24 protein-coding genes are annotated in these 26,301 nt (G+C 68.4%); 12 read left to right on the forward strand and 12 right to left on the reverse strand.

Translation table 11 applies throughout. From position 1 onward, the window contains the following. Window positions 1-89: 89 nt before the first annotated feature. The 6 genes from ileS to BC358_RS08895 all read left to right on the forward strand — a co-directional run bounded on the left by ileS (window position 90) and on the right by BC358_RS08895 (window position 7,963). On the forward strand, window positions 90-3,008 hold the full coding sequence (gene ileS, locus BC358_RS08870) for an isoleucine--tRNA ligase (protein WP_079365531.1): 2,919 nt from the start codon (window positions 90-92) through the stop codon (window positions 3,006-3,008). Next, window positions 3,008-3,514 carry a signal peptidase II gene (lspA, locus tag BC358_RS08875; protein WP_066153194.1) on the forward strand — a complete coding sequence of 169 codons (507 nt, stop codon included), beginning with the start codon at window positions 3,008-3,010 and terminating at the stop codon, window positions 3,512-3,514. Before ileS ends, lspA begins: the two co-directional genes overlap by 1 nt. A 33-nt stretch (window positions 3,515-3,547) precedes the next feature. Continuing rightward, on the forward strand, window positions 3,548-5,221 hold the full coding sequence (locus BC358_RS08880) for a Na/Pi cotransporter family protein (RefSeq protein ID WP_066153192.1): 1,674 nt from the start codon (window positions 3,548-3,550) through the stop codon (window positions 5,219-5,221). Window positions 5,222-5,355: 134 nt separating this feature from the next. Then, complete coding sequence (locus BC358_RS08885) at window positions 5,356-6,492, forward strand: aminotransferase class V-fold PLP-dependent enzyme (protein WP_066153189.1); 1,137 nt, start codon at window positions 5,356-5,358, stop codon at window positions 6,490-6,492. A 116-nt stretch (window positions 6,493-6,608) separates the two neighbouring features. After that, a complete protein-coding gene (locus tag BC358_RS22095) occupies window positions 6,609-7,241 on the forward strand; it encodes a hypothetical protein (RefSeq protein ID WP_157576137.1) in 633 nt (210 codons plus the stop codon). A gap of 182 nt (window positions 7,242-7,423) precedes the next feature. Further along, complete coding sequence (locus BC358_RS08895; RefSeq protein ID WP_079365532.1) at window positions 7,424-7,963, forward strand: porin family protein; 540 nt, start codon at window positions 7,424-7,426, stop codon at window positions 7,961-7,963. Window positions 7,964-8,034: 71 nt separating this feature from the next. On the opposite strand, the gene BC358_RS08900 is transcribed toward BC358_RS08895, so the two are convergent. After that, window positions 8,035-9,027: a quinone oxidoreductase gene (locus tag BC358_RS08900; RefSeq protein WP_079365533.1), complete on the reverse strand. Its 993-nt coding sequence runs from the start codon at window positions 9,025-9,027 to the stop codon at window positions 8,035-8,037. A gap of 119 nt (window positions 9,028-9,146) precedes the next feature. On the opposite strand from BC358_RS08900, the gene BC358_RS08905 reads away from it, so the two are divergent. Beyond that, a complete protein-coding gene (locus BC358_RS08905; protein WP_066153180.1) occupies window positions 9,147-10,082 on the forward strand; it encodes a DMT family transporter in 936 nt (311 codons plus the stop codon). On the opposite strand, the gene BC358_RS08910 is transcribed toward BC358_RS08905, so the two are convergent. The 5 genes from BC358_RS08910 to BC358_RS08930 all read right to left on the reverse strand — a co-directional run bounded on the left by BC358_RS08910 (window position 10,083) and on the right by BC358_RS08930 (window position 15,208). After that, window positions 10,083-10,880 carry an SDR family oxidoreductase gene (locus BC358_RS08910; RefSeq protein WP_079365534.1) on the reverse strand — a complete coding sequence of 266 codons (798 nt, stop codon included), beginning with the start codon at window positions 10,878-10,880 and terminating at the stop codon, window positions 10,083-10,085. A gap of 12 nt (window positions 10,881-10,892) precedes the next feature. After that, window positions 10,893-11,834: a DMT family transporter gene (locus BC358_RS08915; RefSeq protein ID WP_079365535.1), complete on the reverse strand. Its 942-nt coding sequence runs from the start codon at window positions 11,832-11,834 to the stop codon at window positions 10,893-10,895. 63 nt (window positions 11,835-11,897) lie between these two features. Beyond that, on the reverse strand, window positions 11,898-12,608 hold the full coding sequence (locus tag BC358_RS08920; protein WP_079365536.1) for a Crp/Fnr family transcriptional regulator: 711 nt from the start codon (window positions 12,606-12,608) through the stop codon (window positions 11,898-11,900). Between the two features lie 13 nt (window positions 12,609-12,621). Next, window positions 12,622-14,436 (reverse strand): GspE/PulE family protein, encoded by a 1,815-nt coding sequence (locus BC358_RS08925; protein ID WP_143434232.1) that lies wholly within the window; start codon window positions 14,434-14,436, stop codon window positions 12,622-12,624. Window positions 14,437-14,443: 7 nt separating this feature from the next. Next, on the reverse strand, window positions 14,444-15,208 hold the full coding sequence (locus BC358_RS08930) for a spermidine synthase (protein WP_066153165.1): 765 nt from the start codon (window positions 15,206-15,208) through the stop codon (window positions 14,444-14,446). 146 nt (window positions 15,209-15,354) lie between these two features. Here BC358_RS08930 and BC358_RS08935 point away from each other — a divergent pair, with 146 nt between their 5' ends. Further along, a complete protein-coding gene (locus BC358_RS08935; protein WP_079365538.1) occupies window positions 15,355-16,167 on the forward strand; it encodes a mechanosensitive ion channel family protein in 813 nt (270 codons plus the stop codon). Window positions 16,168-16,215: 48 nt separating this feature from the next. Here BC358_RS08935 and BC358_RS08940 read toward each other — a convergent pair whose 3' ends face one another. Together BC358_RS08940 and BC358_RS08945 are read right to left on the reverse strand one after the other, a co-directional pair. After that, window positions 16,216-16,710 (reverse strand): DNA-deoxyinosine glycosylase, encoded by a 495-nt coding sequence (locus tag BC358_RS08940; RefSeq protein WP_079365539.1) that lies wholly within the window; start codon window positions 16,708-16,710, stop codon window positions 16,216-16,218. Beyond that, on the reverse strand, window positions 16,707-17,555 hold the full coding sequence (locus BC358_RS08945) for a TatD family hydrolase (protein WP_079365540.1): 849 nt from the start codon (window positions 17,553-17,555) through the stop codon (window positions 16,707-16,709). The genes BC358_RS08940 and BC358_RS08945 overlap by 4 nt, the downstream gene beginning before the upstream one ends. Before the next feature lie 69 nt (window positions 17,556-17,624). On the opposite strand from BC358_RS08945, the gene BC358_RS08950 reads away from it, so the two are divergent. Beyond that, complete coding sequence (locus BC358_RS08950; RefSeq protein ID WP_179130041.1) at window positions 17,625-18,065, forward strand: META domain-containing protein; 441 nt, start codon at window positions 17,625-17,627, stop codon at window positions 18,063-18,065. On the opposite strand, the gene lolD is transcribed toward BC358_RS08950, so the two are convergent. Next, window positions 18,043-18,717 (reverse strand): lipoprotein-releasing ABC transporter ATP-binding protein LolD, encoded by a 675-nt coding sequence (lolD, locus tag BC358_RS08955; protein ID WP_079365541.1) that lies wholly within the window; start codon window positions 18,715-18,717, stop codon window positions 18,043-18,045. The two genes, BC358_RS08950 and lolD, sit on opposite strands and share 23 nt — an antisense overlap. Then, entirely contained in the window at window positions 18,710-19,966 is a 1,257-nt protein-coding gene (locus BC358_RS08960) for a lipoprotein-releasing ABC transporter permease subunit (protein ID WP_079365542.1), read from the reverse strand. The genes lolD and BC358_RS08960 overlap by 8 nt, the downstream gene beginning before the upstream one ends. A 70-nt stretch (window positions 19,967-20,036) precedes the next feature. Here BC358_RS08960 and BC358_RS08965 point away from each other — a divergent pair, with 70 nt between their 5' ends. Continuing rightward, window positions 20,037-20,987: a hypothetical protein gene (locus BC358_RS08965; protein ID WP_079365543.1), complete on the forward strand. Its 951-nt coding sequence runs from the start codon at window positions 20,037-20,039 to the stop codon at window positions 20,985-20,987. Continuing rightward, window positions 20,984-22,720 (forward strand): single-stranded-DNA-specific exonuclease RecJ, encoded by a 1,737-nt coding sequence (recJ, locus tag BC358_RS08970; RefSeq protein WP_079365544.1) that lies wholly within the window; start codon window positions 20,984-20,986, stop codon window positions 22,718-22,720. Before BC358_RS08965 ends, recJ begins: the two co-directional genes overlap by 4 nt. A gap of 163 nt (window positions 22,721-22,883) precedes the next feature. Here recJ and BC358_RS08975 read toward each other — a convergent pair whose 3' ends face one another. Both BC358_RS08975 and BC358_RS08980 read right to left on the reverse strand, forming a co-directional pair. Then, window positions 22,884-23,621, reverse strand: coding sequence for a LytTR family DNA-binding domain-containing protein (locus BC358_RS08975; protein WP_079365545.1), 738 nt, complete (start codon window positions 23,619-23,621; stop codon window positions 22,884-22,886). 34 nt (window positions 23,622-23,655) lie between these two features. Then, window positions 23,656-24,717 (reverse strand): histidine kinase, encoded by a 1,062-nt coding sequence (locus BC358_RS08980; protein WP_079365546.1) that lies wholly within the window; start codon window positions 24,715-24,717, stop codon window positions 23,656-23,658. Window positions 24,718-24,828: 111 nt separating this feature from the next. On the opposite strand from BC358_RS08980, the gene argH reads away from it, so the two are divergent. Then, window positions 24,829-26,262, forward strand: coding sequence for an argininosuccinate lyase (argH, locus tag BC358_RS08985; protein WP_079365547.1), 1,434 nt, complete (start codon window positions 24,829-24,831; stop codon window positions 26,260-26,262). Window positions 26,263-26,301 lie beyond the last annotated feature (39 nt).

Raw genomic sequence — 26,301 nt, forward strand, 5'->3', positions numbered from 1 at the left:
TGCACAGGCTCGGGGCGCCCTGCCCCACCCCCTGCGGCCACCGCGCCGCCCACCGAGCCTGCAAGCCCCACCACCGAAAGCCGAACACCATGGCTGAAAAGAACGAGAACGCCAGCGGCGGCGCCTACCGCGCCACGCTGAACATGCCCGACACCGCCTTCCCGATGCGCGGCGACCTGCCCAAGCGCGAGCCGGGCTGGGTGGCCGACTGGAACAGCGGCGGCCTGTACAAACGCCTGCGCGACGCCCGCCAGGGCGCGCCGCTGTTCGTGCTGCACGACGGCCCGCCCTACGCCAACGGCAAGCTGCACATCGGCCATGCGCTGAACAAGGTGCTCAAGGACATGATCGTCAAGAGCCGCCAACTGGCCGGCTTCGACGCGCAGTACATCCCCGGCTGGGACTGCCACGGCCTGCCGATCGAGAACGCCATCGAGAAGCTGCACGGCCGCAACCTCAGCCGCGACGACATGCAGGCCAAGAGCCGTGCCTACGCCACCGAGCAGATCAACCAGCAGCGCGAGGACTTCAAGCGCCTGGGTGTGCTGGGCGACTGGGAGCGCCCCTACCGCACCATGGACCCGGCCAACGAGGCCGGCCAGATCCGCGCCTTCAAGCGCGTGATCGAGCGCGGCTTCGTCTACCGGGGCCTCAAGCCGGTCTACTGGTGCTTCGACTGCGGGTCATCGCTGGCCGAATTCGAGATCGAATACGCCGACAAGAAGAGCGACACGCTGGACGTGGCTTTCGAGTCCAACGACGCCGCCGGTCTGGCCCAAGCCTTCGGCCTGAGCGCCCTGCCTGACGGCAAGCAGGCCTTTGCCGTCATCTGGACCACCACCGCCTGGACCATCCCGGCCAACCAGGCCCTGAACGCCCACCCCGAGCTGGAGTACGCCCTGGTCGACACACCCAAAGGCGTGCTGCTGCTGGGCGCCAGCCTGGTCGAGAAGTGCCTGGAGCGCTTCGGCCTGAGCGGCAACGTGCTGGCCACGGCCAAGGGCGAGGCCCTGCGCGGCCAGGTGTTCCGTCACCCGCTGTATGACCTACCGGATGACATCAACGTCCCTGGCAACGAATACAGCTACAAGCGCCTCTCGCCGCTGTACCTGGCCGACTACGTCAGCGACGGCGACGGCACCGGCATCGTGCACTCGGCCCCTGCCTACGGCGTGGACGACTTCAACAGCTGTGTCGCGCACGGCCTGCGCTACGACCAGATCCTCAACCCGGTGCTGGGCAACGGCGTCTACGCCGACGAGCTGCCTCTGTTCGGCGGCCAGCACATCTGGAAGGCCTGCCCGGTCATCATTGACACCCTGCGCGAACACGGCCGCCTGATGGCCACGCAAGGCATCACCCACAGCTACCCGCACTGCTGGCGCCACAAGACGCCGGTGATCTACCGCGCCGCCGCGCAGTGGTTCGTGCGCATGGACGAGGGCGAAGGCGTGTTCACCAAGGACAAGGCGCCCAAGACCCTGCGCCAGCTGGCCCTGGACGCGATCGACCACACCAGCTTCTACCCCGAGAATGGCAAGGCCCGCCTGCGCGACATGATCGCCAACCGGCCCGACTGGTGCATCTCGCGCCAGCGGTCGTGGGGCGTGCCTGTGCCCTTCTTCCTGCACAGGGATTCGGGCGAGCTGCACCCGCGCACGATGGAGATCCTGGACCAGGCCGCCGACATCGTCGAGAAGGGCGGCATCGAGGCCTGGAGCCGTGTGACGGCCGAAGAGATCCTGGGCGCCGAAGACGCGGCCAAGTACACCAAGAGCACCGACATCCTCGAAGTCTGGTTCGACTCGGGCTCGACCTTCTGGCACGTGCTGCGCGGCAGCCACGCCAAGGCCTACCCGAACGGCGCCAGCCACGCGCAAGGCCCCGAGGCCGACCTGTACCTGGAAGGCCACGACCAGCACCGCGGCTGGTTCCACAGCTCGCTGCTGCTGGGCTGCGCGATCTACGACCGCGCGCCCTATCGTGGCCTGCTGACCCACGGTTTCGCCACCGACGGCCAGGGCCGCAAGATGAGCAAGTCGCTGGGCAACACGGTGGAGCCGCAGTCGGTGACCACCAAGCTGGGGGCCGAGATCGTGCGCCTGTGGGTGGGTGCGACCGACTACTCGGGCGATCTGAACATCGACGACAAGATCCTGGCCCGCGTGGTGGACGCGTACCGCCGCATCCGCAACACGCTGCGCTTCCTGATGGCCAACACGGTCGATTTCGACCCGACCACCGACGCCGTGCCGCTGGACCAAATGCTGGAGATCGACCGCTACGCCATGGCCCGCGCCAGCGAGCTGCAGGCCGAAATCCTGAAGCACTTCGACGTCTACGAGTTCCACCCCGTGGTCGCCAAGCTGCAGGTCTATTGCTCCGAAGACCTGGGCGCGTTCTACCTCGACGTGCTCAAGGACCGGCTCTACACCACCGCCCCCAAGAGCCTGGCGCGCCGCTCGGCCCAGACCGCCCTGCACCAGATCACGCACGCCATGCTGCGCTGGATGGCGCCCATCCTCAGCTTCACCGCCGAAGAAGCCTGGGCCGTGTTCGCCAAGGACTCGACGCAGGGCTCGATCTTCTTCGAGACCTTCAGCGCCCTGCCCTCAGCCAACGAAGCGCTGCTGGCCAAGTGGGCCCGCATCCGCGAGATCCGCGACGTGGCCAACAAGGCGATCGAAGACCTGCGCACCGAAGGCAAGGTGGGCGCGTCGCTGCAGGCGACGCTGACCATCACCGCCGGTGCGGACGATGCGGCCCTGCTGCGCGCGCTGGGCGCGGACCTGAAGTTCGTGACCATCACCTCTGCCGTGACCGTGGTGGACGGCGCCGAACTGGCGGTGACCGTGACCCCCAGCACCGCCACCAAATGCGAGCGCTGCTGGCACTACGCCGACGATGTGGGCGCACACGCCGAGCACCCCACGCTGTGCGGCCGCTGCGTGGGCAACCTGGCCGAAGCAGCCGGCACCGGCACTGGTGAAACGAGGAGCATCGCCTGATGGCCAAAACCAAGGCAAGCCTCTGGCCATGGCTCGGTCTGGCCGCTGTTGTCTTCCTGCTGGACCAGTTCACCAAGACCCTGATCCTGGGCTACTACCAGCTGGGCGACAGCACCTACGTCACCAGCTTCTTCAACATCGTGCGGGTGCACAACACCGGCGCGGCCTTCTCGTTCCTGGCGTCCGCTGGCGGCTGGCAGCGCTGGCTGTTCACCGGCATCGGCATCGCGGCGGCCGTATTCATTGTGTGGATGTTGCGCTCTCACCCCGGACAGAAGCTGTTCGCCTTCGCTCTGTCCTGCATCCTGGGCGGCGCCATCGGCAACGTGGTGGATCGCGTGCTGCACGGCTACGTGGTCGACATGTTGGATTTCCACTGGTCCTTCCTGTCGGGCCTGTTCCCCGGCGGCCATTTCCCGGCGTTCAACCTGGCCGATGCGGGTATCACTGTCGGCGCGGTCGCACTGATCCTCGACGAAATCCTGCGGGTGAAGAAGAGCCGTTAAACCGATGGCACTCCGGGTATAGTTTTCCCGGACATGAAACACCTGCTGAATCTGCTGGCCGCCATCGCGCTGCTGGTCTGGGGGACCCACCTGGTGCGCACCGGCGTGCTGCGCGTGCTGGGCAGCAAGCTGCGCCAGGTGCTGGCGGCCAGCATGGGCAACCGCCTCACCGCGGCGCTGTCGGGACTGGGCGTCACCGCCCTGGTGCAGTCCAGCACCGCCACCGCCCTCATCACCGCGTCCTTCGTCGGCCGCGGCCTGATCACCCTGCCCGCGGCCCTGGCCGTGATGCTGGGCGCCGACATCGGCACCAGCGTGATGGCGGTGGTGTTCTCCTTCGACCTGTCATGGCTCTCGCCGCTGTTCATCTTTGTGGGCGTTACGCTGTTCATCCTGCGCCAGGGCACCCAGGTCGGTGACGTGGGGCGCGTGCTGATCGGCCTGGGCCTGATGCTGCTGGCCCTGCAGCTGGTGAGCCAGGCCACGCACGTGCTGACCGCCAACCCCGCGGTGCAGCTGATGCTGGAATCGCTGACCAGCGACCGCATGCTGGAGATCCTGGTCGGCGCCACGCTGGCAGTGCTGTCGTACTCCAGCCTGGCCGTGGTGCTGCTGACCGCGACGCTGGCCATCAATGTGGTGGGCATCGACGTGGCGCTGGGCCTGGTGCTGGGAGCCAACCTGGGCAGCGGCCTGCTGGCGGTGCTGACCACGGCCAAAGCCAACCGCGCCACGCGCCAGGTGCCGCTGGGCAACCTGCTTTTCAAGCTGATGGGCGTGGCCATCGCGCCGGCGCTCATTCCGTTCTGGCTGCGCTGGGTGCCGCCCTGGGTACCGGACCCGGCAGCGCAGACCGTGCTGTTCCACCTGTGCTTCAACCTGATGGTCGGCCTGGTCTTCATCGGCCTGACCGGCACCGTGGCCCACTGGGTGGAGAAGCTGCTGCCGCTGCAGAAAGCCGGCAGCGCGCTCGAACGCCCCAATCACCTCGACCCCTCCGCCCTGGCCACGCCATCGCTGGCGATCTCGTGTGCGGCGCGCGAGGCCCTGCACCAGGCCGATGTGGTGGAAACCATGCTGCGTGGCGTGATGACGGTCATCCGGACCAACGACCTGCAGCTGTCGCAGGACCTGCGCAAGATGGACGACACGGTGGACGACCTGTATTCGGCCATCAAGTACTACCTGACCAAGATCTCGCGCGAGCAGCTCAACGAGAAGGAAGGCCGGCGCTGGACCGACATCATCAGCTTCACCATCAACATGGAGCAGATCGGCGACACCGTCGAGCGCGTGCTGCTGGACATCGAGGACAAGAAGATCCGCAAGGGCCGCGAGTTCTCCGAAGCCGGCATGACCGAGATCAGCGCCATGCACGCGCGCCTGCTGGACAACCTGCGCCTGGGCATGAGCGTCTTCCTTGACGGCGACGTGCGGGACGCGCAGCGCCTGCTGGAAGAAAAGGTGCGCTTTCGCGAGATGGAGCGCGAATACGCCAGCAGCCACCTTGAGCGCCTGACCGAACGCGCGGCCCCCAGCATGGAAAGCAGCTCGCTGCACATTGACCTGATCAGCGACCTCAAGCGCATCAACTCGCACATCTGTTCGATCGCCTATCCCATCCTCGACTCGGCCGGCGCGCTGGCGCCCAGCCGCCTGCGCGAAAGCCGGTTGCAGAGCCTGGAGACACCGCACGGCCGGCACTGAACATCCGCCCCACGCTCCGCCGCCACGCGGGTCGCTGCCCCCAAGGGGCTACTTTCATCTTGGGGCGGCCCTGCGATGAAAGTGCTGGGTGCTGTGCTAATCTGGCCGGCACACCTGTTGACGGAGACACCCTCATGCCCGGACTGCTGCCCCACATCGACCCCGACGGACTGCTGGAATTTTCGGTGGTCTACACCGACCGCGCGCTCAACCACATGTCGCGGCGCTTCCAGGGTGTGATGACCGACATCTCGGCCATGCTCAAGCAGGTCTATGGCGCGCACTCGGCGGTGCTGGTGCCCGGCAGTGGCACCTTCGGCATGGAGTCCGTCGCGCGCCAGTTCGCGCACGGAAAACACGTCATGGTGATCCGCAACGGCTGGTTCAGCTACCGCTGGACGCAGATCTTCGACATGGGCTCGATTCCCGCCAGCCACACCGTGCTCAAGGCGCGCAAGACCGCTGACGGTGCGCAGTCGCCCTGGACGCCCTGCCCGATCGAGGAGGTGACCGCCGCGATCGCCAAAGAGAAGCCGGCGCTGGTGTTCGCACCGCACGTGGAGACGGCCGCCGGCATGATGCTGCCCGACGACTACCTGCAGGCGGTGGCCGAGGCCGTGCACGCCGTGGGCGGCCTGTTCGTGCTGGACTGCATCGCCTCCGGCGCCATGTGGGTCGACATGAAGACCACCGGCGTCGACATCCTGATCTCCGCACCGCAGAAGGGCTGGAGCAGCTCGCCCTGCTGCGCCATGGTGATGCTCAGCGAGCGCGCCCGACAGGCCATCGACACCACCCAGAGCACGACCTTCGCCATGGATCTGAAGAAGTGGCTGCAGATCATGGAGACCTACGAAGGCGGCGGCCATGCGTACCACACCACCCTGCCGACCGATGCGCTGCAACGCCTGCGCGACACCATGAAAGAGACCGAGGCCTACGGCTTTGCCAAGGTGCGCGATGAACAGGTCGCTCTGGGCCGCGAGGTGCGTGCGCTGCTGGAGTCGAACGGTTTTGCCAGCGTGGCCGCGCCCAGCTTCCAGGCGCCCGGCGTGGTGGTCAGCTACACCAGCGATCCGGACGTCCAGAACAGCAAGAAGTTCCTCGCCGCCGGCCTGCAGACCGCCGCCGGCGTGCCGCTGCAGTGCGACGAAGGCGCCGACTTCAAGACCTTCCGCATCGGCCTGTTCGGCCTGGACAAGTGGCACGACGTGGCGGGCACCCTCTCGCACCTGCAGGATGCGCTGAAGACGGTAAGTCCAAAGATATAATCCCGCCGCTTTCCACTAGGAAAAGGAGCCCGACAACGGGCTCCTTTTTTCTTGTGTGCCGCCCGTCAAGCGGAAGAAGGCGACCCAGCGTTTTTTTGTTTTTTCAGGGAGTTCCCATGCAAACGATGAAGAAGCTCATCGCGCTCGGCGCGATGGCTGTGATGACCTGCGCCGCCTCGGCGCAGACCGTTCAGAAGAAGGCCAGTGCCGGCGCCGCCAAAGGCGAGGCCTATGTGGAAAAAAGTCTGGCCTCGCAAGGCCTGGATGGACAGGTGTACGGAGAGCTCGGCCTGAGCTTTCTGCACTACAAGATCGCCCGCGCCGGCATCTCGGCCAAGCCCATCATGCTGCGCGCTGTCGCCGGCTACGACTACCACCCCAACCTGGCCGCCGAAGCCATGCTGGGCCTGGGCCTGCGTGGCGCCGATGCCGTGGGGCCCTGGGGCACCGCCTACAGCGTGAGCGCCGGCACCCTGCTGGGCGCCTACGCCAAGCCGCGGCTGCGCATCGGTGGTGAGACCGAGTTCTTCGCCCGCCTGGGCATCGCCAACGCCGGCACCAGCGTCGGCGGCTACACCGGCACCGACGGCGGCGCCGGCCTGTCCTACGGGCTGGGATTCAAGACGGTGACGCCCTGGAAGTCCTTCGGCAACCGCCCGGTCAGCGTGGCCGCCGACTACATGAGCTACTACAGCGGCAGCGGCGTGAAGCTCACCGGCTTCACGCTGGGCGCCGGCGTGGCCTTCTGAAACAAGCGCGCCTTGAGTCCAAGGGCCACCTTCCGGTGGCCTTTTTTGTTGTGCCCACGGCCTACATTTCATTACCTCGTTTGCGCAGCGTTGTCCCAATCACCGGAACCCGCTGTCCCGCGCGTCCCTCCTACTGGGCGTTGGCCTGTCCGGGTCAGCGATCTTCACAACCAGGAGGTTTCATGAAACGACGTCTGCAAACAGTGCTCATCGGCTCCGCTTCGCTGCTCGCCCTCGGCGCGCAGGCCCAGGGGGTGTACGGCGAGGTGGGCTACAGCCAGTTCAACCTCAAGCAGGACAGCCGTGGCTTCGACGCCAAGGTCAAGCCGACCGCCGCCCGCGCCATCGTGGGCGTGGAACTCGCGCCGCACCTGGCCATCGAGGGCCACGCCGCCACCGGCGTGAAGGACGACTCGGTGCGCATCGGGCCGGCCAGGGCCACGGGTGAGGTCGACAACATGCTGGGGGCGTTCGTCAAACCCAAGGTGATGCTGGGCGACACCGTGGAGCTGTACGGCCGGGCCGGCGTGGCCAGCACCAAGGTGAGCACCTCGGCGTTCGGCGTCGGCGACTCGAACCGCACCACCGGCTTCGCCTATGGCGGTGGCGCGAGCTTCAGCCTCACGCCGCAGCTCTCGCTGAACGCCGACTACATGAACTACCTGGACCGCCGCGGCACCAAGGTCGACGGCGTCACCTTCGGCGTCGGCTTCAAGTTCTGACCGTTGCCGGCTCACCATTGAAAAAACCCCGGGGCTGCTGGCTCCGGGGCTTTTTTTTATGGCTCTCTGGCTCAGGGCAGGAGCACGGTGCACCCAGTGGTCTGGCGCGCTTCCAGGCTTTCGTGCGCCTTCCTCACATCGGTCAGTGCGAAGCGCTGGTCGATGCGGATCTTCACCGCGCCGCTGCCCACCACGTCGAACAGGTCGTCGGCCATGGCCTGTGTGCGCTCGCGGCTGCTGATGTGGGTGAACAAGGTCTGGCGCGTGACGTAGATCGAGCCCTTGGGACCCAGGATGCCCGGCGCGAACGGCGCCACCGGGCCGCTGGCGTTGCCGAAGCTGACCATCAGACCAAACGGTCGCAAGCAGTCCAGCGACTTGTCGAAGGTGTCCTTGCCGACCGAGTCGTAGACCACCTTCACGCCCTGGCCGCTGGTGATCTCCTTCACGCGTGCCGCAAAGTCTTCGGTGCGGTAGTTGATGCTGAACTCGGCGCCGTGCTCGCGCGCCAGCGCACACTTTTCGTCGCTGCCGGCCGTGCCGATCAGGCGCAGGCCCAGGGCCTTGGCCCACTGGCAGGCGATCAGTCCGACACCACCGGCCGCGGCGTGGAACAGCACGAAGTCGCCCTTCTCCAGACCTTCCACCGGCTTGCAGCGCTTGAGCAGGTACTGCGCGGTCAGACCCTTGAGCATCATGGCTGCACCGGTCTCGAACGAGATGCCGTCGGGCAGTTGGCAGACGTTCATCGCCGGCATCACGCGCACATCGCAGTAGCTGCCGGGCTTGCCCGCCGCGTAGGCCGCGCGGTCGCCGACCTTGAGATGGGTCACGCCCTCGCCCACCGCCTCGATCACTCCCGCACCTTCCATGCCCAGTGCCAGTGGCATGGGGTTGGGGTAGAGGCCGGTGCGCTGGTAGACGTCGATGAAGTTCAGGCCGATGGCGTGGTGGCGGATGCGGATCTCGCCCGGGCCGGGATCGCCGACCTCGACGGTGTCGACAACAAGCTGTTCGGGGCCGCCATGGGCGTGGATGCGCACGGCGCGGCTGGTCTGGGTCATGCAGGTCTCCTCAGGTTGGCAATGCCGCACATGCTGCCACGATTCGCGACCGTCCCGAGGGAGTCAGGCCGTCAGCCCCAGGCCAGCCAGGGGATGCCACCGGTCGCTACAGTGCAGGCATGTCGAACCCCTCCCAGCGCCTGACCCCGGCCACCGCGGCCCTGCTCCTGATACCGCCGCTGCTGTGGGCTGGCAACGCCGTGGTCGGCCGGCTGATGCAGGGCAGCATCCCGCCCATCACCTTCAACTTCCTGCGCTGGGTGCTGGCCTTCGTGATGCTGCTGCCGCTGGCCGCCTGGGTGCTGGCACCGCGCAGCCCGGTGTGGGCGCATGGCCGGCGCTTCGCCGTGCTGGGCCTGACCAGCGTGGCGCTCTACAACGCGTTGCAGTACATGGCGCTCAAGACCTCGACGCCGATCAACGTCACGCTGGTCGCCGCGAGCATGCCAGTGTGGATGATCCTGCTGGGTCGGCTGTTCTACGGCGTGCCGGTGACAAGGCGCGCTGCCCTGGGCGCCGCGCTGTCGCTGGCCGGGGTGGTCGTGGTGCTGGTGCGCGGCGACTGGCACCAGCTGGGCACCCTGCAGCTGGTGCCGGGCGACGCCTGGATGCTCGCGGCGTCCATCACCTGGGCCTGGTACAGCTGGATGCTCGCCCGCCCGGCGCCCGGCAGCGAGCCGCCCGAGGTGCGGCGCGACTGGGCCGCCTTCCTGCTCGCCCAGGTGGCCTTCGGGCTCACCTGGTCCGCCGCCATGACCACCGGGGAGTGGCTGATGCTGCCGTCCCTGCCCGAGGGCGAACACCACCTGCGCTGGGGCTGGCCGCTGGTGCTGTCGCTGCTGTACGTGGCCATCGGCCCCTCGCTGCTGGCCTACCGGGCCTGGGGCGCGGGTGTGTCTCGGGTCGGTCCGACCGTGGCCGGTTTCTTCAGCAACCTCACCCCGCTGTTCGCCGCGCTGATGTCGGCGACCCTGCTGGGTGAGCCGCCGCACCTCTACCACCTGGCCGGCTTCGTGCTGATCGTGGGCGGGATTCTGGTCAGTTCCCGGCGCTGATCAGTAGGTTCCGGGGTACAGCCCGCCGTCGGGCAGGATGTTCTGGCCGTTGAGGTAGCCCGCCTGCCGGCTGCAGAGGAAGGCGCAGATGGCGCCGAACTCCTCGGGCGTGCCGAAGCGCCGGGCCGGTACCAGCGCCAGCTGCGCGGCGCGCACTTCGTCCACGGTCTGGCCGGTCTTGGACGCCGTGCCCGCGATCGTGCCCTGCAGGCGCTCGGTGGCGAACTTGCCGGGCAACAGGTTGTTGATCGTCACGCCCTTGGCCGCGATGCCACTGCGCGCGACACCGGCCACAAAACCCGTGAGGCCGCTGCGCGCGCCGTTGGAGAGGCCCAGGATGTCGATCGGCGCCTTCACCGCGCTGCTGGTGATGTTGACGATGCGGCCAAAACCGCGCGCCGCCATGCCGTCCACGGTGGCCTTGATGAGCTCGATGGGCGTGAGCATGTTGGCGTCCACCGCCTTGATCCAGGCCTCGCGGTCCCACGAGCGGAAATCGCCGGGTGGCGGGCCACCGGCGTTGGTGACCACGATGTCAAAGGCCGTGCCCGGCCCGTCCGGCGCAGCGAACGCGGCGTCGCGCCCCTCCGGCGTGGTGATGTCGGCGGCCACCGCAATCACGGCAACGCCCGGCGAGGCCGCCCGCAGCGCGGCGGCCGAGGCGTCCAGCACCTCGCGGCCACGCGCCACCATCACCACGTTCACGCCCTCGGCCGCCAGCGCCTGCGCGCAGCCCAGCCCGAGGCCCTTGCTCGCGCCGCACACCAGCGCCCACTTGCCTGCAATGCCCAGATCCATCGTTGATTTCTCCTAGTCCTGTTTGGGTTGCGCCGCCTGGCCGCCGAAGCGCGTCACCAGAAACACGCCCGAGACCACCAGCACCGTGCCGGCCACGATCCAGCCGTTGAAGGGCTCGTCCAGGATCAGCACCCCCATGGCGATGGTCGACATCGGCCCGATCATGCCCGTCTGCGCCGCCAGCCCCGCGCCGATGCGCTCGATCGCCATCATCACCATGATCACCGGCGCGAAGGTGCAGGCGGTGGCGTTGAGCACCGACAGCCAGATCACCTCGGGCGCCACCTCGGCGGCGCTCAGCGGCCGCAGCAGCACGAACTGCAGCAGGCACAGCAGACAGGCCACACTGGTCGCCAGCCCCACCAGCCGCATCGATCCCAGGCGCTTGACCATCTCCCCGCTGTAGACAAGGTAGATCGCGTAGCTGATGGCACTGAGGAACACCAGCAGCGCGCCCAGCGCCGCGCCCGGGCCGGCGAAGTCGGCCTCGTGGCCGAACACCAGCAGCACACCCGCGTAGCTCACCGCCATCGCCACCGCCTGCGTGGCGCTGATGCGGCGGCCATACAGCAGCCAGCCCAGCAGCAGCACCAGGGTGGGGTTGAGGTAGAGGATCAGGCGCTCCAGGCTGGCGCTGATGTAGCTCAGGCCCCAGAAGTCCAGGAAGCTGGCGAGGTAGTAGCCCGTCACGCCCAGGCCCAGGATGCCCAGCCAGTCCCGCCGACTCAGCGGGTGCTTCGCGCCACCGCCCTGCCGGTAGGTGGCCCACCAGGCCAGGGCCAGGAACATCGGCAGCGCGAACAGCATGCGGTACATGATCAGCGTCACCGCATCGACCCCGTGGCGGTACGCGAGCTTGACGATGATGGCCTTGCCGCTGAAGGCGATGGAGCCGGCGCAGGCCAGCAGCAGTCCGGAAACGAGGTGGGGCGGGCGGGAAGCGGAGACCGTCATCCGGGAATTATCTGCAGGCCACGCCAGCGCCGCTGTCGTGTTCGGCGATGGGAGCCTTCGCGCTCAGTCTTTGGGCGCCGTCAGGCGCGCCGCATCGACGATGCGGTAGGCACGGCCAATCCGGTCCATCGGCTCGATCAGCCCCTCGCGCACGAAGGCGTTGAGCGTGCGGCTGACGGTCTCCAGCTTGAGGTCGAGCATGGCCCCCATGTCCTCGCGCGAGAACAGCGTGCACAGCGTGGGGTCCTGGTCGGTGCGCATCTTGAGGATCAGGCCCGCCAGGCGCTGGCGCGCGTTGCCGAAGTTGAGGTCGGCCAGCCAGTCGTCGGCCTCCTTGAGGCTGCGGTGCCAGCGCTCCAGCAGGCGCTGGTGCAGGCGCGGTGTTTCGCGGTTCAGGCGCTGGATCACCTGCAGCGGCAGGCGGCAGACGCGGACACTGGTCAGCGCGATGGCGTCGGCGTCGTAGGTCGGCCCCATGAGGGCCTCCAGGCCGATCACGTCGCCGCTGCGCAGCACCCGCACGATGCGCTGGCGGCCGTCCACCGTGTTGCGCACCAGCTTGACCATGCCGGCCCGCAGCGTGAACAGCGAGGTGGCGGTTTCGCCCATGCGCACCAGCGCGTGTCCCGGCGCGTATTCGAGGTCGTCGATGGGCGCGTGGATCAGGTTGAAGTCGTCTTCGTGCAGGTCGGCGAACAGCACCATGTCGCGGATGCCGCAGGCGCGGCAGTCGGCGGTGCCGCGCCAGGCCGACTCGGTCTTGATGGGGATCATGGTTCTCAGGGTGTCATTGCACCGGCGGTGTGCAGGCCAGCACTTCGTCCAGCGTGGTCAGGCCTTCGGCGACCCGGGCGGCCCCGGCCAGGCGCAGCGGCCGCATGCCGTCGGCCACGCCCTGGCGGCGCAGGCTCTCCATTTTCGGCTCGCGGTTGACCTTGTCCTTGAAGGCCTCGGTGATGGTCAGCAGCTCGTACAGGCCGGTGCGGCCACGGAAACCGGTCATGCGGCACTCCACGCAGCCCACCGGCTGGTAGGGCCGGTACTTCCCGCTCACCTGCCAGGGTTTGACCAGATCGGCCAGCGACGAGAGCGAGGCCTCGGCCGCCGCATCGTCCTCGCGCACCTTGCACGACGGGCAGAGCGTGCGCACCAGGCGCTGCGCCAGCACCCCGAGCACGGTGGCGTTGATCAGATAAGGCGGAATGCCCAGTTCCATCAGCCGCATGATGGCGCTGGGCGCGTCGTTGGTGTGCAGGGTCGAGAAGACCAGGTGGCCGGTCAGCGCCGCCTGCACCGCCATCTCGGCGGTCGGCAGGTCGCGGATTTCGCCCACCATGATGATGTCCGGGTCCTGGCGCATCAGCGAGCGCAGCCCCTGCGCAAAGTCCAGGTCGAGGTGCGGCTGCACCTGGGTCTGGTTGAAGGCCGGCTCGATCATTTCGATCGGGTCTTCCACCGTGCTGACGTTGACCTCTTCGGTCGCCAGGCGCTTGAGCGTGGCGTACAGCGTGGTGGTCTTGCCCGAGCCGGTCGGACCGGTCACCAGGATGATGCCGTGCGGCCGTTTGGTCAGCGACTCCCAGCGCGGCGCGTCGGTGGCCGAGAAGCCCAGTGCGGCCAGGTCCTTCACCGTCGCGTCGGGGTCGAAGATGCGCATCACCAGCTTCTCGCCGAAGGCGGTGGGCAGGGTCGAGAGGCGCATTTCGACCTCGTCGCCCTTGCCGTTGCCGCGCTCAGGCCGCAGCGTCTTGATGCGGCCATCCTGCGGGCGGCGGCGCTCGACCACGTCCATGCGACCGAGCAGCTTGATGCGCGCGGTCATGGCATTCATCACCGTCATCGGCATCTGGTAGACCGGGTGCAGCACGCCGTCGATGCGGAAGCGGATCACGCCCTGGTCACGGCGCGGTTCCAGATGGATGTCGCTGGCGCGCTGGTCGAAGGCGTACTGCCAGAGCCAGTCGACCACCTGCACCACGTGCTGGTCGTTGGCGTCCAGCTTGTTGGCCTTGCCCAGCTCGACCAGCTGCTCGAAGGTGCCGAAGGGGTTGCTCTGGTTGCCCATCTTGCTGGCCGCCCGGACGGACCTGGCCAGCGCGAAGAACTCGGCCGTGTAGCGTGCGACATCCTGCGGCGGCGAGACCACCACGCGAACGCTCTTGCGCGTCTGGCGCTCGACCTCGGGGATCCAGTCGCGCACAAAGGGCTCGGCCGTCGCCACCACCACCTCGGCGGGCCCCACCTGCACCGGCAGCACCTTGTGGCGCTCGGCGTAGGCCGCGCTCATCACGTCGCCCACCTTGCCCACATCGACCTTGAGCGGGTCGATGCGGAAGAACTCCATGCCGCTGCGCGCGGCCAGCCACTGCGTGAGCATCTCCACGTCGAGCACCTGGCCGTCCGACTGGCGCGACATGCCCACCACCGCCAGCCGCACCAGCGGATGCTGGGCGCTGTGGGCCGAAGCGCAGCGGGCGATGGTGCGTGCGGCCTCGTCGGCCGAGATCACGGCGTCCTCCCGCAGCCATCCCACCAGAACACGCCAGTCCAGCGGACCGGCGTCGGCGGTTTTCGGGGCGGCGGGCTTGTGGGTGGTTTTCATGCGGGTCTCATTCAACCGGTTTGAAGATGCGCAGCCATTTCACCGCGGGCAGGTCCCAGCGCGTGCGGATCTCTTCCGCGCGGGCCAGCAGTTCCATGCGCGTGGGTCGCTGGGGGGTGCGCTGCGCCAGAACGATGGTATTGCCTTCGCGCGTGGGCTTGAAGGCCCAGACCGCGTCGCGCCCGAACGCGGCGCAGATGCTTTCCAGCGAGCGCTCGTAGCTGGCATCGCGGCCGAACAGGTTGACCGTCATCGCGCCCTCGTCGGTCAGCAGGGCGCGGCAGTCGGCGTAGAAGTCGGGGCTGTCGAGCACGGGCGCCGCCGCCTCGTGGTCGTACAGGTCCACCTGCAGGGCGTCGATGCTGCCCAGGTGCACCGCCTGGCGAACCTCCTGCGCCGCGTCGGCCAGCAGCACACGCAGGCGTGGCCCGTCGGGCGGCAGCTTGAACCAGCCGCGGCAGGCGGCGACCACCTGCGGATTGATTTCCACCGCCGTGGTGTCCATGCGCAACTTTTTGTAATGGAACTTGGTCAGCGCGGCCGAGCCCAGGCCCAATTGCATGGCTCGGCGTCTGGACACCGAGTCGGGGTCGACAAACAGCAACCAGGCCATCATGCGCTGCACGTAGTCCAGCTCGATGGCGAAAGGGTCGTCGATGATCATCGAGCCCTGGATCCACTCGGTGCCCAGGTGCAGGAAGCGCACCTCGCCGTCCTCCGAGAGTGTGACGTCCGGCAGCGCGCCGGCTGCGGCGCGTGAAGAACTCCTCATCGGGGCGCCCTCCACTCACAGGAATGCGACAGCGGCGGCGCAAACGACACGGCGTTGCGCGTCAAGGCGTCGGCCTGTCGAAAAGAGTTCGCATGGGCGAAGGAAGATCGCATCGGGACAAGGTGTTCCAGGAGAAAGGATTCATTATGAACATGGAAGTGGTCTGGAATTTCCTCAGCACCCAGGGGGCCGACTTCGGCCTGAAGATCCTGGGCGCGATTGCCGCCTGGGTGGTCGGGCGCTGGCTGATCTCGGTGGCGGTGCGGCTGATTGGCGCCGCCCTGGAAAAGGGCAAAAAGATCGATGCCACCCTCACGCAGTACCTCAAGTCCATCATCTCGGTGCTGCTGACCCTGGTGCTGGTGCTGGCCATTCTGGACATCTTCGGCATCAAGACCACCTCGTTCGCGGCCCTGCTGGCCGGCGCGGGCCTGGCCATCGGCGCGGCCTGGAGCGGCATGCTGGGCAACTTCGCGGCCGGGCTGTTCCTGCAGGTGCTGCGCCCCTACAAGGTGGGCGACTTCATCAACGCCGGCGGCACGCTGGGCACCGTGAAGGAACTGGGTCTGTTCGCCACCACGGTGCTGACGCCGGACAACGTGCTGACCGTCGTGGGCAACAACAAGGTGTTTGCAGACAACGTGCAGAACTTCAGCGCCGAGCCGTACCGCCGGGTGGACTGTGTGGCCAAGGTGGCCAACAGCGTGGACGTGATGGACGCCATGGCGCGCCTGCGGCCGGTGATCGCTGCGATCCCGAATGTCAAGGCTTCGCCCGCCCCGGACATCGAGATCCTGCAGTTCACGCCCGAGGGTCCGATGCTGTGTGTGCGCCCGTACACGCACACCGACCACTACTGGCAGGTCTACTTCGACACCAACAAGGCCATCGTGTCGACCTTCGGTGCGGCGGGGTACCCGGTGCCGGAGACGCCGATGGCGCATCGGACGGTGGGCTGACCGGTTGGCACCTCGCAGCGTGCCCGCGAGGTCTGCGCCCGAGCAGACTCAAGCCAGCCCGTACAGACGAAACACCTCACCCCACGCCGCCAGCTTGCGATCCAACGACCAACTGGCGTTCGCCGGGCTCGTGGACGGCAGCTTGTGCACCGGCAAGCCCAGCGCCTGGGTGTGCTTCGCATGGCGGAAGCTCTCGCCGCCGTTGTGGGCGATCGCCACCAGACCAGGACATTCGCGCCGCACGCGGCCAAAGTCATTGAGCTCCGCATTCCGGATGGACGTGTCCAGACTCCCCTCGCGCTCACAGGCGGCGTACACGTCCCAGATCCCGAGCCCGCGGTCGCGCACCACGGCCAGCCGCTCCGCGTAGCCGAGGGTGACCAAGTCGACCGACCAGAGCGCCCCCAGGATCTTCCAGAACTGGTTCTGCGGATGCCCGTAATAGCGCTGCTCACGCAGCGAAGCCACACCCGGAAAGCTGCCCAGCACCAGCAGCCGGGTCTGCGGCCCGATCACCGGCGGCAGGCCGACCAGCCGGGTCATGGAACGACAGGCGCCAGCGCCGCCAGACGCGGCAGCACCCGCATCGCATTGGCGGTGGTCACCTCGGCGAATTCTGCAGACGTCATGCCCCGCAGCCCGGCGATCACCTCGCCGATGCGCGGCAGCTCGGCCGGTGTGTTCAGTCCCTGCGCCTGGCCCGCGGCCCGCTCGGCGGCGGTGGCGTAGAGCCAGTGCGGCGGGATGTCCGGCGCGTCGGTCTCCAGCACCAGCGCGGACAGCGGCAGTTCGGCCGCCAGCGCGCGCAGGCGCTTGGCCGGCTCGAAGGTGGACGCGCCGCCGAAGCCCAGCGCGAAGCCCAGGTCGGTGAAGGCGCGCGCCTGTTCGGCGCTGCCGCTGAAGGCGTGGGCGATGCCGCCGCCGGTGGGCAGCTCACGCAGGTGCTTGAGCAGCCCATCCGCGCTGCGGCGCACGTGCAGGATCACCGGCAGGCCGTGCTGGCGCGCCAGCCGCAGCTGGGCGCGGTAGAAACGTTCCTGCCGCTCGCGCATGGCGGGCTCGCACAGGGCCGGCACAAAAAAGTCGAGCCCGATCTCGCCCAACGCCACCAGGCGTGGGTCACCGCGGTGTTCGGTCAGCGCTGCGTCCAGCGCGTCCAGGTCCTCGTCCGCCGCCTGCGGCACGTACAGCGGATGGATGCCCAGCGCGTAGGCGTCGCCCAGCCGGTGCGCGAGCAGCCGCACCGTGTCCAGGTTCTGCCGCATCACCGCCGGAATCACGCACAGCCCCACGCCGCGCTGCGCCGCCAGCGCGCGCGCCTGCACGGCGAGCGCGTGGTCGGCGCCGAACTCGGGGGCGTCCAGATGGCTGTGCGTGTCGATCCACATCGGGGGTATAACTCCTTGAACGATTGTGCCCCGACCCCCGGGGCCACCAGGCTCCACGGAGGAATTCCCATGCCACTGCGCACCACCCGTTTCTTTTCCATCGCGACCCTGGCCATCGCCGGCACGCTGGGGGCCTGCGCCGCCTCTGCGCCTTCGCCGGAGCCCGAGCCGCTGTGGGGCAGCGAGTGGCGGCTGCAGTCCATCGCCGGTCAGGCCGCGCTGCCGCAGCCGGCGGCCACGCTGGTGTTCCCGCAGCCAGGGCAGGTAGTGGGCCACGGCTCCTGCAACCGCTTTTCCGGCGCGGTCGAAGTCGAAAAAGACCGTCTGAAGTTCGGCCCGCTGATGTCCACCAAGATGGCCTGTCCCGGTGGCGCCAGCGAGCAGGAGTCGCGCTACCTGGGCGCGCTGCAGAATGCCCAGCGCTACGAGGTGCAGGGCGACACGCTGCTGATCCATGCGCAGGGCCTGGACCAGCCGCTGCGCTTGGTCAGGACAGCACCCCGGAAGTGAGTCGCAGCACCCGGCCGCAGCGCGCGGCCAGGGCGTCGTCGTGGGTCACGACGATGAAGGCCGTGCCCTGGTCGCGGGCCAGCTGCATCATCAGCTCGAACACACCGTCGGCCGTGCTGCGATCCAGGTTGCCGGTGGGTTCGTCGGCCAGCACGCAGGCCGGCTTTGTCACCAGCGCGCGCGCGATGGCGACCCGCTGGCGCTCACCGCCCGAGAGCTCGGCCGGCCGGTGCTGCAGGCGTTCGGACAGCCCGACCTTGACCAGCACCTGGGCCGCTTGGGCGCCCGCCTCGGCGCGCGGCATGCGGCGAATCCACAGCGGCATCGCCACGTTGTCGCGCGCGCTGAACTCCGGCAGCAAATGGTGGAACTGGTAGACGAAGCCCAGGTGGCGGTTGCGCAGCGCGCCCTGCTGAGCGGCGCTGAGCCCGGCGAGCGGCTGCTTCATCAGCGTGACGCTGCCCGCGGTGGGCGCGTCCAGCCCGCCCAGCAGGTGCAGCAGCGTGCTCTTGCCCGAACCGGAGGCCCCGACGATGGCCACCGTCTCGCCTGCGCGCACCGTGAGGTCCACGCCTTTGAGCACGGTCACGTCCAGCCGGCCTTCGGTGAAGCGCTTGGTCAGGCCTTGCGCCTGCAACACAACATCACTCATAACGCAAAGCCTCTGCAGGATTGACGCGGCTGGCGCGCCAGCTCGGGTAGATCGTGGCCACGAAGGACAGCACGAGCGAGATCACCGCGATGGGCAGGATGTCGGCGCGCTGCGGGTCGCTGGGCATGCGGCTGATGAGATAAACGTCCTGCGGCAGGAAACTGGCGCCCAGCGCACGTTCCAGCGCCGGCACGATGGTGTCGATGTTGAACGCGATGCCCAGGCCCAGCAGCAGGCCCAGGCCGGTGCCGATCACGCCCACCATGGCGCCCTGCACCATGAACACGCCCATGATGCTTTTCGGGCTCGCGCCCAGGGTGCGCAGGATGGCGATGTCGGCGCGCTTGTCGGTCACCGTCATCACCAGCGTCGACACCAGGTTGAACGCCGCCACCGCGACGATCAGCGTGAGGATGATGAACATCATGCGTTTTTCCAGCTGCACAGCCGCGAACCAGGTGCGGTTCTGGCGCGTCCAGTCCTTCACCAGCATGCCCTCGGGCAGCTGGCCGGCCAGGGAAATCGCCACCTCGCGCGCCTGGTGCAGGTCGCGGATCTTGATGCGCACGCCGGTCGGACCTTCGACGCGGAAGATGCGTGCGGCGTCCTCGACGTGCAGCAGCGCCAGCGCCGAGTCGTACTCGTAGTGGCCGGAGTCGAAGGTGCCGACCACGTTCATCTGGCGCACCCGCGGCACCACGCCGGCCGGTGTGACCTGGCCGCTGGGCGCGATCAGCGTGACCGTGTCGCCCGTGCCCACGCCCAGGCTGCGCGCCAGTTCGCCACCCAGGATCACGCCGAAGCCGCCTGGCACCAGCCGCGGCAGCGAGGTCTGCGACAGGTCTTTGGCGAGGTCGGCCACCTGCGGCTCCTGCGCCGGGTCGATGCCGCGCACGATGGCGCCCTTCATATCCTCGCCGCGCGCCAGCAGCGCCTGCGCGCCCACATAGGGCGCAGCACCGACCACTTCAGGGTGCTGGCGCACGGTGGTCAGCACCGCACCGAGGTCGGGAATGGCCTGGCCGCTGGCGTCATACAGCTCGATGTGCGAGAGCACGCCCAGCATGCGGTCGCGCACCTCTTTCTGGAAGCCGTTCATCACCGACAGCACCACGATGAGCGCCGCCACACCGAGCGCAATGCCCAGCATGGACACGCCCGAGATGAAGGAGATGAAGCCGTTGCGCCGGGTGGCGCGGCCGGCGCGCGTGTAGCGCCAGCCGAGGATGAGTTCGTAAGGGGTTTGCATCGATGAAATCCAGCGGCGATTGTGGCATCCCCGACAATCCCGGCTGTTCCCCCGTCCGGCTTGTCCCTCCGTGTCCCACCACCTGCTGACCCCCTTTGCCGCCGCCAGCGCCCCCGAATGCCAGGCGCTGCTCCCCGGCCTGAAACTCCCCAACCTGCAGGCCCTGCTGGCCCGCCTGGCCGAGCAGCCCGCCGACCGGGGCGACGACCACCAGCTCACCCCGCCGCACGAGCGGGCCCTGGCCCGCGCGCTGGGCCTGCCGGTGGCCGACGGTCAGATTCCCTGGGCCGCTGCGCAGAGCGAAGCGCCCACCGTGCCCCAGGCCTGGTTCAGCCTCTGCCACTACCAGGTCGGCATGGAACAGGTGACCCTGCTGCCCGGCGCACAACTGGTGCTGGACGACGCCGACTCGCACGCCCTGTTCGAGGCCTTCGAGCCGCTGTGCGCCGAAGACGGCCTCACGCTGCGGCGGGAGAGCGCCACCGAGTGGCACGCCAGCGGCGAGCCGCTGCGTGGCATCGCCTGCGCCAGCCTGGACCGGGTGAGCGGGCGCATGGTGGACGCCTGGCTGGCCGAGAGCCCTGCCAACCCGGCGGGTGCGCGCCTGCTCAAGCGCCTGCAGAGCGAGGCGCAGATGCTGTTCTACACCCACCCGGCGCACGACGCCCGCACCGCGCGCGGCCTGCTGCCGGTCAACGGTTTCTGGGTACACGGCGCAGGTGCGCTGGCCGCGCCCCCCGCGCTGGCCGAGGCGCCGGACATGCCCGACACCCTGCGCCAGGCCGCGCTGCGCGGCGACTGGGCCGGCTGGCAGCAGGCCTGGCAGGCGCTGGACGCGGGCGAGATCGCCGCGCTGCTGGCGGCCGCCCAGCGCGGCGAGCCCGTCACCCTCACCCTCTGCGGCGAACGCCACGCCCGCACCTGGACCACCGCCCCGGCGGGCGCGTTCGCGCGCCTCGGCCGTTCGATCAAGCATCTGTTCGGCACCACGCCGGTCAGCGACACCCTGAAAGACCTATGAAGATCATCACCCGCGACGTGCCACCGCGCGCCGCCTGGGCGCTGGAGCAGGCCGGCCTGCACCCGCTGCTGGCCCGCCTGTTCGCCGCCCGAGGCATCACCGCCAAGGAACAGCTGGACGACGCGTTGTCCCTGCTGATCCCGCCCACGCAGATGCTGAACGCCACCACCGCCGCGAAGCAGCTGGCCGACGCCATGGCCGCTGGCCAGCGCCTGTGCATCGTGGCCGACTACGACTGCGACGGCGCCACCGCCTGCGCCGTCGGCGTGCGCGGGTTGAAACTGCTGGGCGCCCCCATGGGCTGGGACAAGGTCGAGTACCTGGTGCCCGACCGCGTGACCGACGGCTACGGCCTCACGCCGTCGATTGCGCAGCGCGTTAAGCAGCGCGGCGCGGACTGGCTGGTGACCGTGGACAACGGTATTGCCAGCGTGGCCGGCGTGCGCGCCGCGCGCGAGGCGGGCCTGAACGTGCTGGTGACCGACCACCACCTGCCCGCGGTCATCGACGGCGCGGTGACGCTGCCGCAGGACTGCACCATCGTCAACCCCAACCAGCCCGGCTGCGGCTTCGAGAGCAAAAGCATCGCGGGCGTGGGCGTGATGTTCTACGTGCTGCTGGCGCTGCGCGCCGAGCTGCGCGAACGCGGTGTGTTCGACGCAAAAACGCAGCCCAAGATCGACACGCTGCTGCCCCTTGTCGCTCTCGGCACCGTGGCCGATGTGGTCAAACTCGACGCGAACAACCGCCGCCTCGTCGCCCAGGGCCTCAAGCGTGTGCGCGCCAGCGCCATGCCGCCGGGCATGGCCGCGCTGTTCGCCGTGGCCGCGCGCCAACCGGCCAAGGCCAGCGCCTTCGACTTCGGCTTTGCGCTGGGCCCGCGCCTGAACGCCGCCGGCCGCCTGGCCGACATGACGCTGGGCATCGAATGCCTGCTGACCGACGACCCCGGTCGCGCCGACGAACTGGCGCGCACGCTGGACGGCATCAACCGCGAGCGCAAGACGATTGAAGGCGAGATGCGCGAGCAGGCGCTGATGATCGTGGAGGAGCTGTTTGACGAGAGCGAGGAGCCGCCACCGGCCATCACCGTGTTCGATCCCGACTTCCACGAGGGCGTGGTCGGCATCGTGGCCTCGCGCCTGAAGGACAAGCTGCACCGCCCGACTTTTGTGTTCGCGGCCAGCGGCGCCGAGGGCAAGGAGCACGAGCTCAAGGGCTCAGGCCGCTCCATCCCCGGTTTCCACCTGCGCGACGCGCTGGACCTGGTGGCCAAGCGCCATCCGGGGGTGCTGCTGCGCTTCGGCGGCCACGCCATGGCCGCCGGCTGCACGATTGACGAAGAACACATCGACACCTTCGAGCAAGCCTTTGCACAGGTGGCCCACGAGTGGCTGGACGCGGCCACGCTGCAGCGTCGGCTGGAAGCCGATGGCGTGCTCGACAGGCAGTACCGGCGTCCGGACCTGGTGGACACGCTGCACGCCGAGGTCTGGGGCCAGGGTTTTGCCCCGCCGGTGTTCTGCGAGGAGGTGCAGGTGGTGAGCCAGCGGCTGGTGGGCGAGAAGCACCTGTCGGTGAAGCTCAAGCACCAGGGCGACCAGGTCGACGGGATCTGGTTCGGTCACACGGAACCGCTGCCGTCGACGGTGAAGATTGCGTTCCGGCTGGATGCGGACGAGTGGCAGGGGCAGCGGCGGGTCCGGTTTTTGATCGAGGCGGCGGAGGTCTGAGGTCCTTTCACGCCGGCACTTGGGCGTTGCTGGGGAGGGCGGCGCAGCGAAGTAAAGGAGGAGGATCGGGCACGGCCCGATCCGGGGGACATGAGCGGAGCCGGTCACCCGAGTCGCCGCTGACCGGAGCTCCGTCAACGCCAACAAAGCGGCGAACGGAAAGTCAGCCGACCAGCGACTCCCGCACCGCCGCCAGCTGACGGCGCGACACCGCCAGGCGCTCGTCGCAGCCATCGAGGCGCACGGTCCAGCCCTCGCCCTCGACCGGATCGTTGTGCTTCTCCACCGCCCGCACACAGCGCCGCGCCACCAGCGCGTTGCGGTGCACGCGCACGAACAGGTGGGCGTACTTCTGCTCCAGATCGCTCAGCGCGCCGTCGTAGATGTGCTCCTTCTCAGCCGTGCGCACGGTGATGTACTTCAGCTCGGCCTTCAGGTAGATCACCTCCGACAGCGCCACCCGCTCGCTGCGGCCCCGCTCCTGGATCAGCAGGCTCTCGGTTCCCCCGCCCACCTCCGACGGCTCCGCCGTCATCAGCCGCTGCACCTTCTGCAGGGCCTGCTGCAGGCGTTCCAGGCGCACCGGCTTGGTCAGGTAGTCGACCGCCTCCAGCTCGAAGGCATGCACCGCGTGTTCGGCGTGCGCGGTCACGAACACCACCCGGGGCGGTGCGGCCATCGAACGCAGGTTCTCCGCCAGCGCCATGCCATCCACACCGGGCATGTGGATGTCCAGCAGCAGCAGGTCGCAGGGCCCACGCTGGATCTGGTCCATCGCCTGCACCGCGTTGCCGGCCTCGCCGATCACCTCGGCGCGCGGATCGGTGCAGTCGCCCAGCAGCGTGCGCAACCGCGACCGCGCCAGCGCTTCGTCGTCCACGATCAGTACCTTGAGTGCCATGTCACGCTCCGTTGATCCCTGCGTCCAGACTGTCTTATATCGGTATTTCGAGTCGAACCTGGTACACGCCATTCACCAGCGCCGACTGGAACCGGCCCTCGACATCGTGCAGCAGCGCCAGCCGCTGACGCACATTGTCCTGGGCCAGACCGTGCCCCGGTGGGCCACTGCCGGCGGGCACGGTGTTCGTCACCTTGATGACCACCATGCCACCGCGGCGCTTGGTGGTGATGCGCACGGTGGCGCCGGTCGGACTCGGTTCGACACCGTGCTTGACTGCATTCTCGACCAGCGGCTGCAGGATCAGCGGTGGCAGCTTCGCGCCGGCGGCTTTCGGGTCGAGGTTCCACTCCAGCCGCAGGCGCTCGCCAAAGCGCACCTGCTCGATCGCCAGGTAGTGCTCGGCCAGCGCCAGCTCCTGCGACAGCGGCACCGCCTCCTGCGAATCGGCCAGGGCGTGGCGGAACAGCTCGCTCAGGTCTTCCAGCAGGGCCTCTGCCTTGGCGGGCTCGGCGCGCACCAGCGCGATCGCGCTGTTGAGCGTGTTGAAGAGAAAGTGCGGGCGGATGCGCGCCTGCAGTTCGGCCAGGCGCGCCGTGGTGCCGGCCGGGGCCTTGGCCCGCAGACGCCAGACCAGGCCCGCCACGACCACGGTCGCGACCAGCGCGCCGCTGGCGGCGCTGGCCAGCCAGGGGGCCGGTGACACCAGACCGGCCCAGACCAGCATGCCGCAACCATAGATCGCCGACACGGCGCCCAGACCGATGCCCGCCGCCCATTGGGCCGGCATGGGCAGGCGCGCCAGCTGGCGCTTGAGCGCGCAGGTCACCAGCAGCCAGATCAGCACCGAGGGCAGCGTGGCCGCTGTCAGTACCGCCAGCGTCTCCAGCCAGCCCACCACGCTCTGAGCTCCGTACAGCGCCGCCACCCAGGCAATCGCCTGCACGAACAGCACCACGCGCAGCACCACGCCCAGCTGACAGGTGTCGTACACCAGTTCGAGGTCGCGCCGGTGCTCGGGCATCTGCGACAGCGGCAGCGTGCCCATGGTCGACGACAAGTCCTGGAAGCTCGATAAAATTCGGGAGTCCCGCATGGCTCGCACTATAGGTTGTCGCCGTCAGACCGCATGGTCCACAGCGCCCGGGGCCATTCCTCCAGGCGCACGCGCCGCCCTCCGATCCTTTCTCTCGCCGCTGGCACCACCATGTCCACCAACCAACTCGACAAGAAATCCGAAGCCTGGTCCGCCCTATTCTCGGAGCCCATGAGCGAGCTGGTCAAGCGCTACACCGCCAGCGTGTTCTTCGACAAGCGCCTCTGGCTGGCCGACATCACCGGCAGCCTGGCCCACGCCGAGATGCTGGCGGCGCAGAACATCATCGCCGCCAGCGACCTGGCCGACATCCAGCGCGGCATGGCGCAGATCCGCTCGGAGATCGAGGCCGGCACCTTCGAGTGGAAGCTCGACCTGGAAGACGTGCACCTGAACATCGAGGCGCGCCTGACCCAGCTGGTGGGCGACGCCGGCAAGCGCCTGCACACCGGCCGCAGCCGCAACGACCAGGTGGCCACCGACGTGCGCCTGTGGCTGCGCGACGAGATCGACCTGATTTCGGATCTGCTGAAAGAACTTCAGGTCGCGCTGGTGGATGTGGCGGAGAAGAATGTGGAGGTGATCCTGCCGGGCTTCACCCACCTGCAGGTGGCGCAGCCGGTGAGCTTTGCGCACCACCTGCTGGCCTACGTGGAAATGTTCAGCCGCGATGCCGAGCGCATGGCCGACGTGCGCCGCCGCACCAACCGCCTGCCGCTGGGCAGCGCCGCGCTGGCCGGCACCACCTACCCGCTCGACCGCGAGCGCGTCGCGAAGACGCTGGGCATGGAGGGCGTCTGCCAGAACAGCCTGGACGGCGTGAGCGACCGCGACTTTGCGATTGAATTTACTGCGGCGGCCAGCCTGTGCATGGTGCACATCAGCCGCTTCTCGGAAGAGCTGATCCTCTGGATGAGCCAGAACTTCGGCTTCGTGAAGATCGCCGACCGCTTCACCACCGGCTCGTCGATCATGCCGCAGAAGAAAAACCCGGACGTGCCCGAACTGGCCCGCGGCAAGACCGGCCGCGTGGTCGGCCACCTGATGGGCCTGATCACCCTGATGAAGGGCCAGCCACTGGCCTACAACAAGGACAACCAGGAAGACAAGGAGCCGCTGTTCGACACCGTCGACACGCTCAAGGACACGCTGCGCATCTTCTGCGAGATGGTGGGTGGTCAGCTGAACCCGGCCACGGGGCAGAAAGAAGGCGGCATCACCGTCAACGCCGCCGCCATGGAGGCCGCCGCCAACAAGGGCTATGCCACCGCGACCGACCTGGCCGACTACCTGGTCAAGAAGGGCCTGCCCTTCCGAGATGCGCACGAAACCGTGGCCCACGCCGTCAAGGCCGCCACCAGCCACAACTGCGACCTGTCCGAACTGCCGCTGGCCGTGCTGCAGGGTTTCAACGCGTCGATCGAAAAAGACGTGTACGAGTGCCTCAGCCTGCGCGGCAGCCTGAACGCCCGCAACACCCTGGGCGGCACCGCGCCTGCCCAAGTCAAGGCGCAGATCGCGCGCCACCGCACCCGCCTCGCCTGACAGCGGTCAGCCGGCCAGTTCCCTCAAGACTGGCGCACA

The sequence above is a fragment of the Hydrogenophaga sp. H7 genome (genome assembly GCF_002025745.1).
Lineage (GTDB): Bacteria > Pseudomonadota > Gammaproteobacteria > Burkholderiales > Burkholderiaceae_C > Hydrogenophaga > Hydrogenophaga pseudoflava.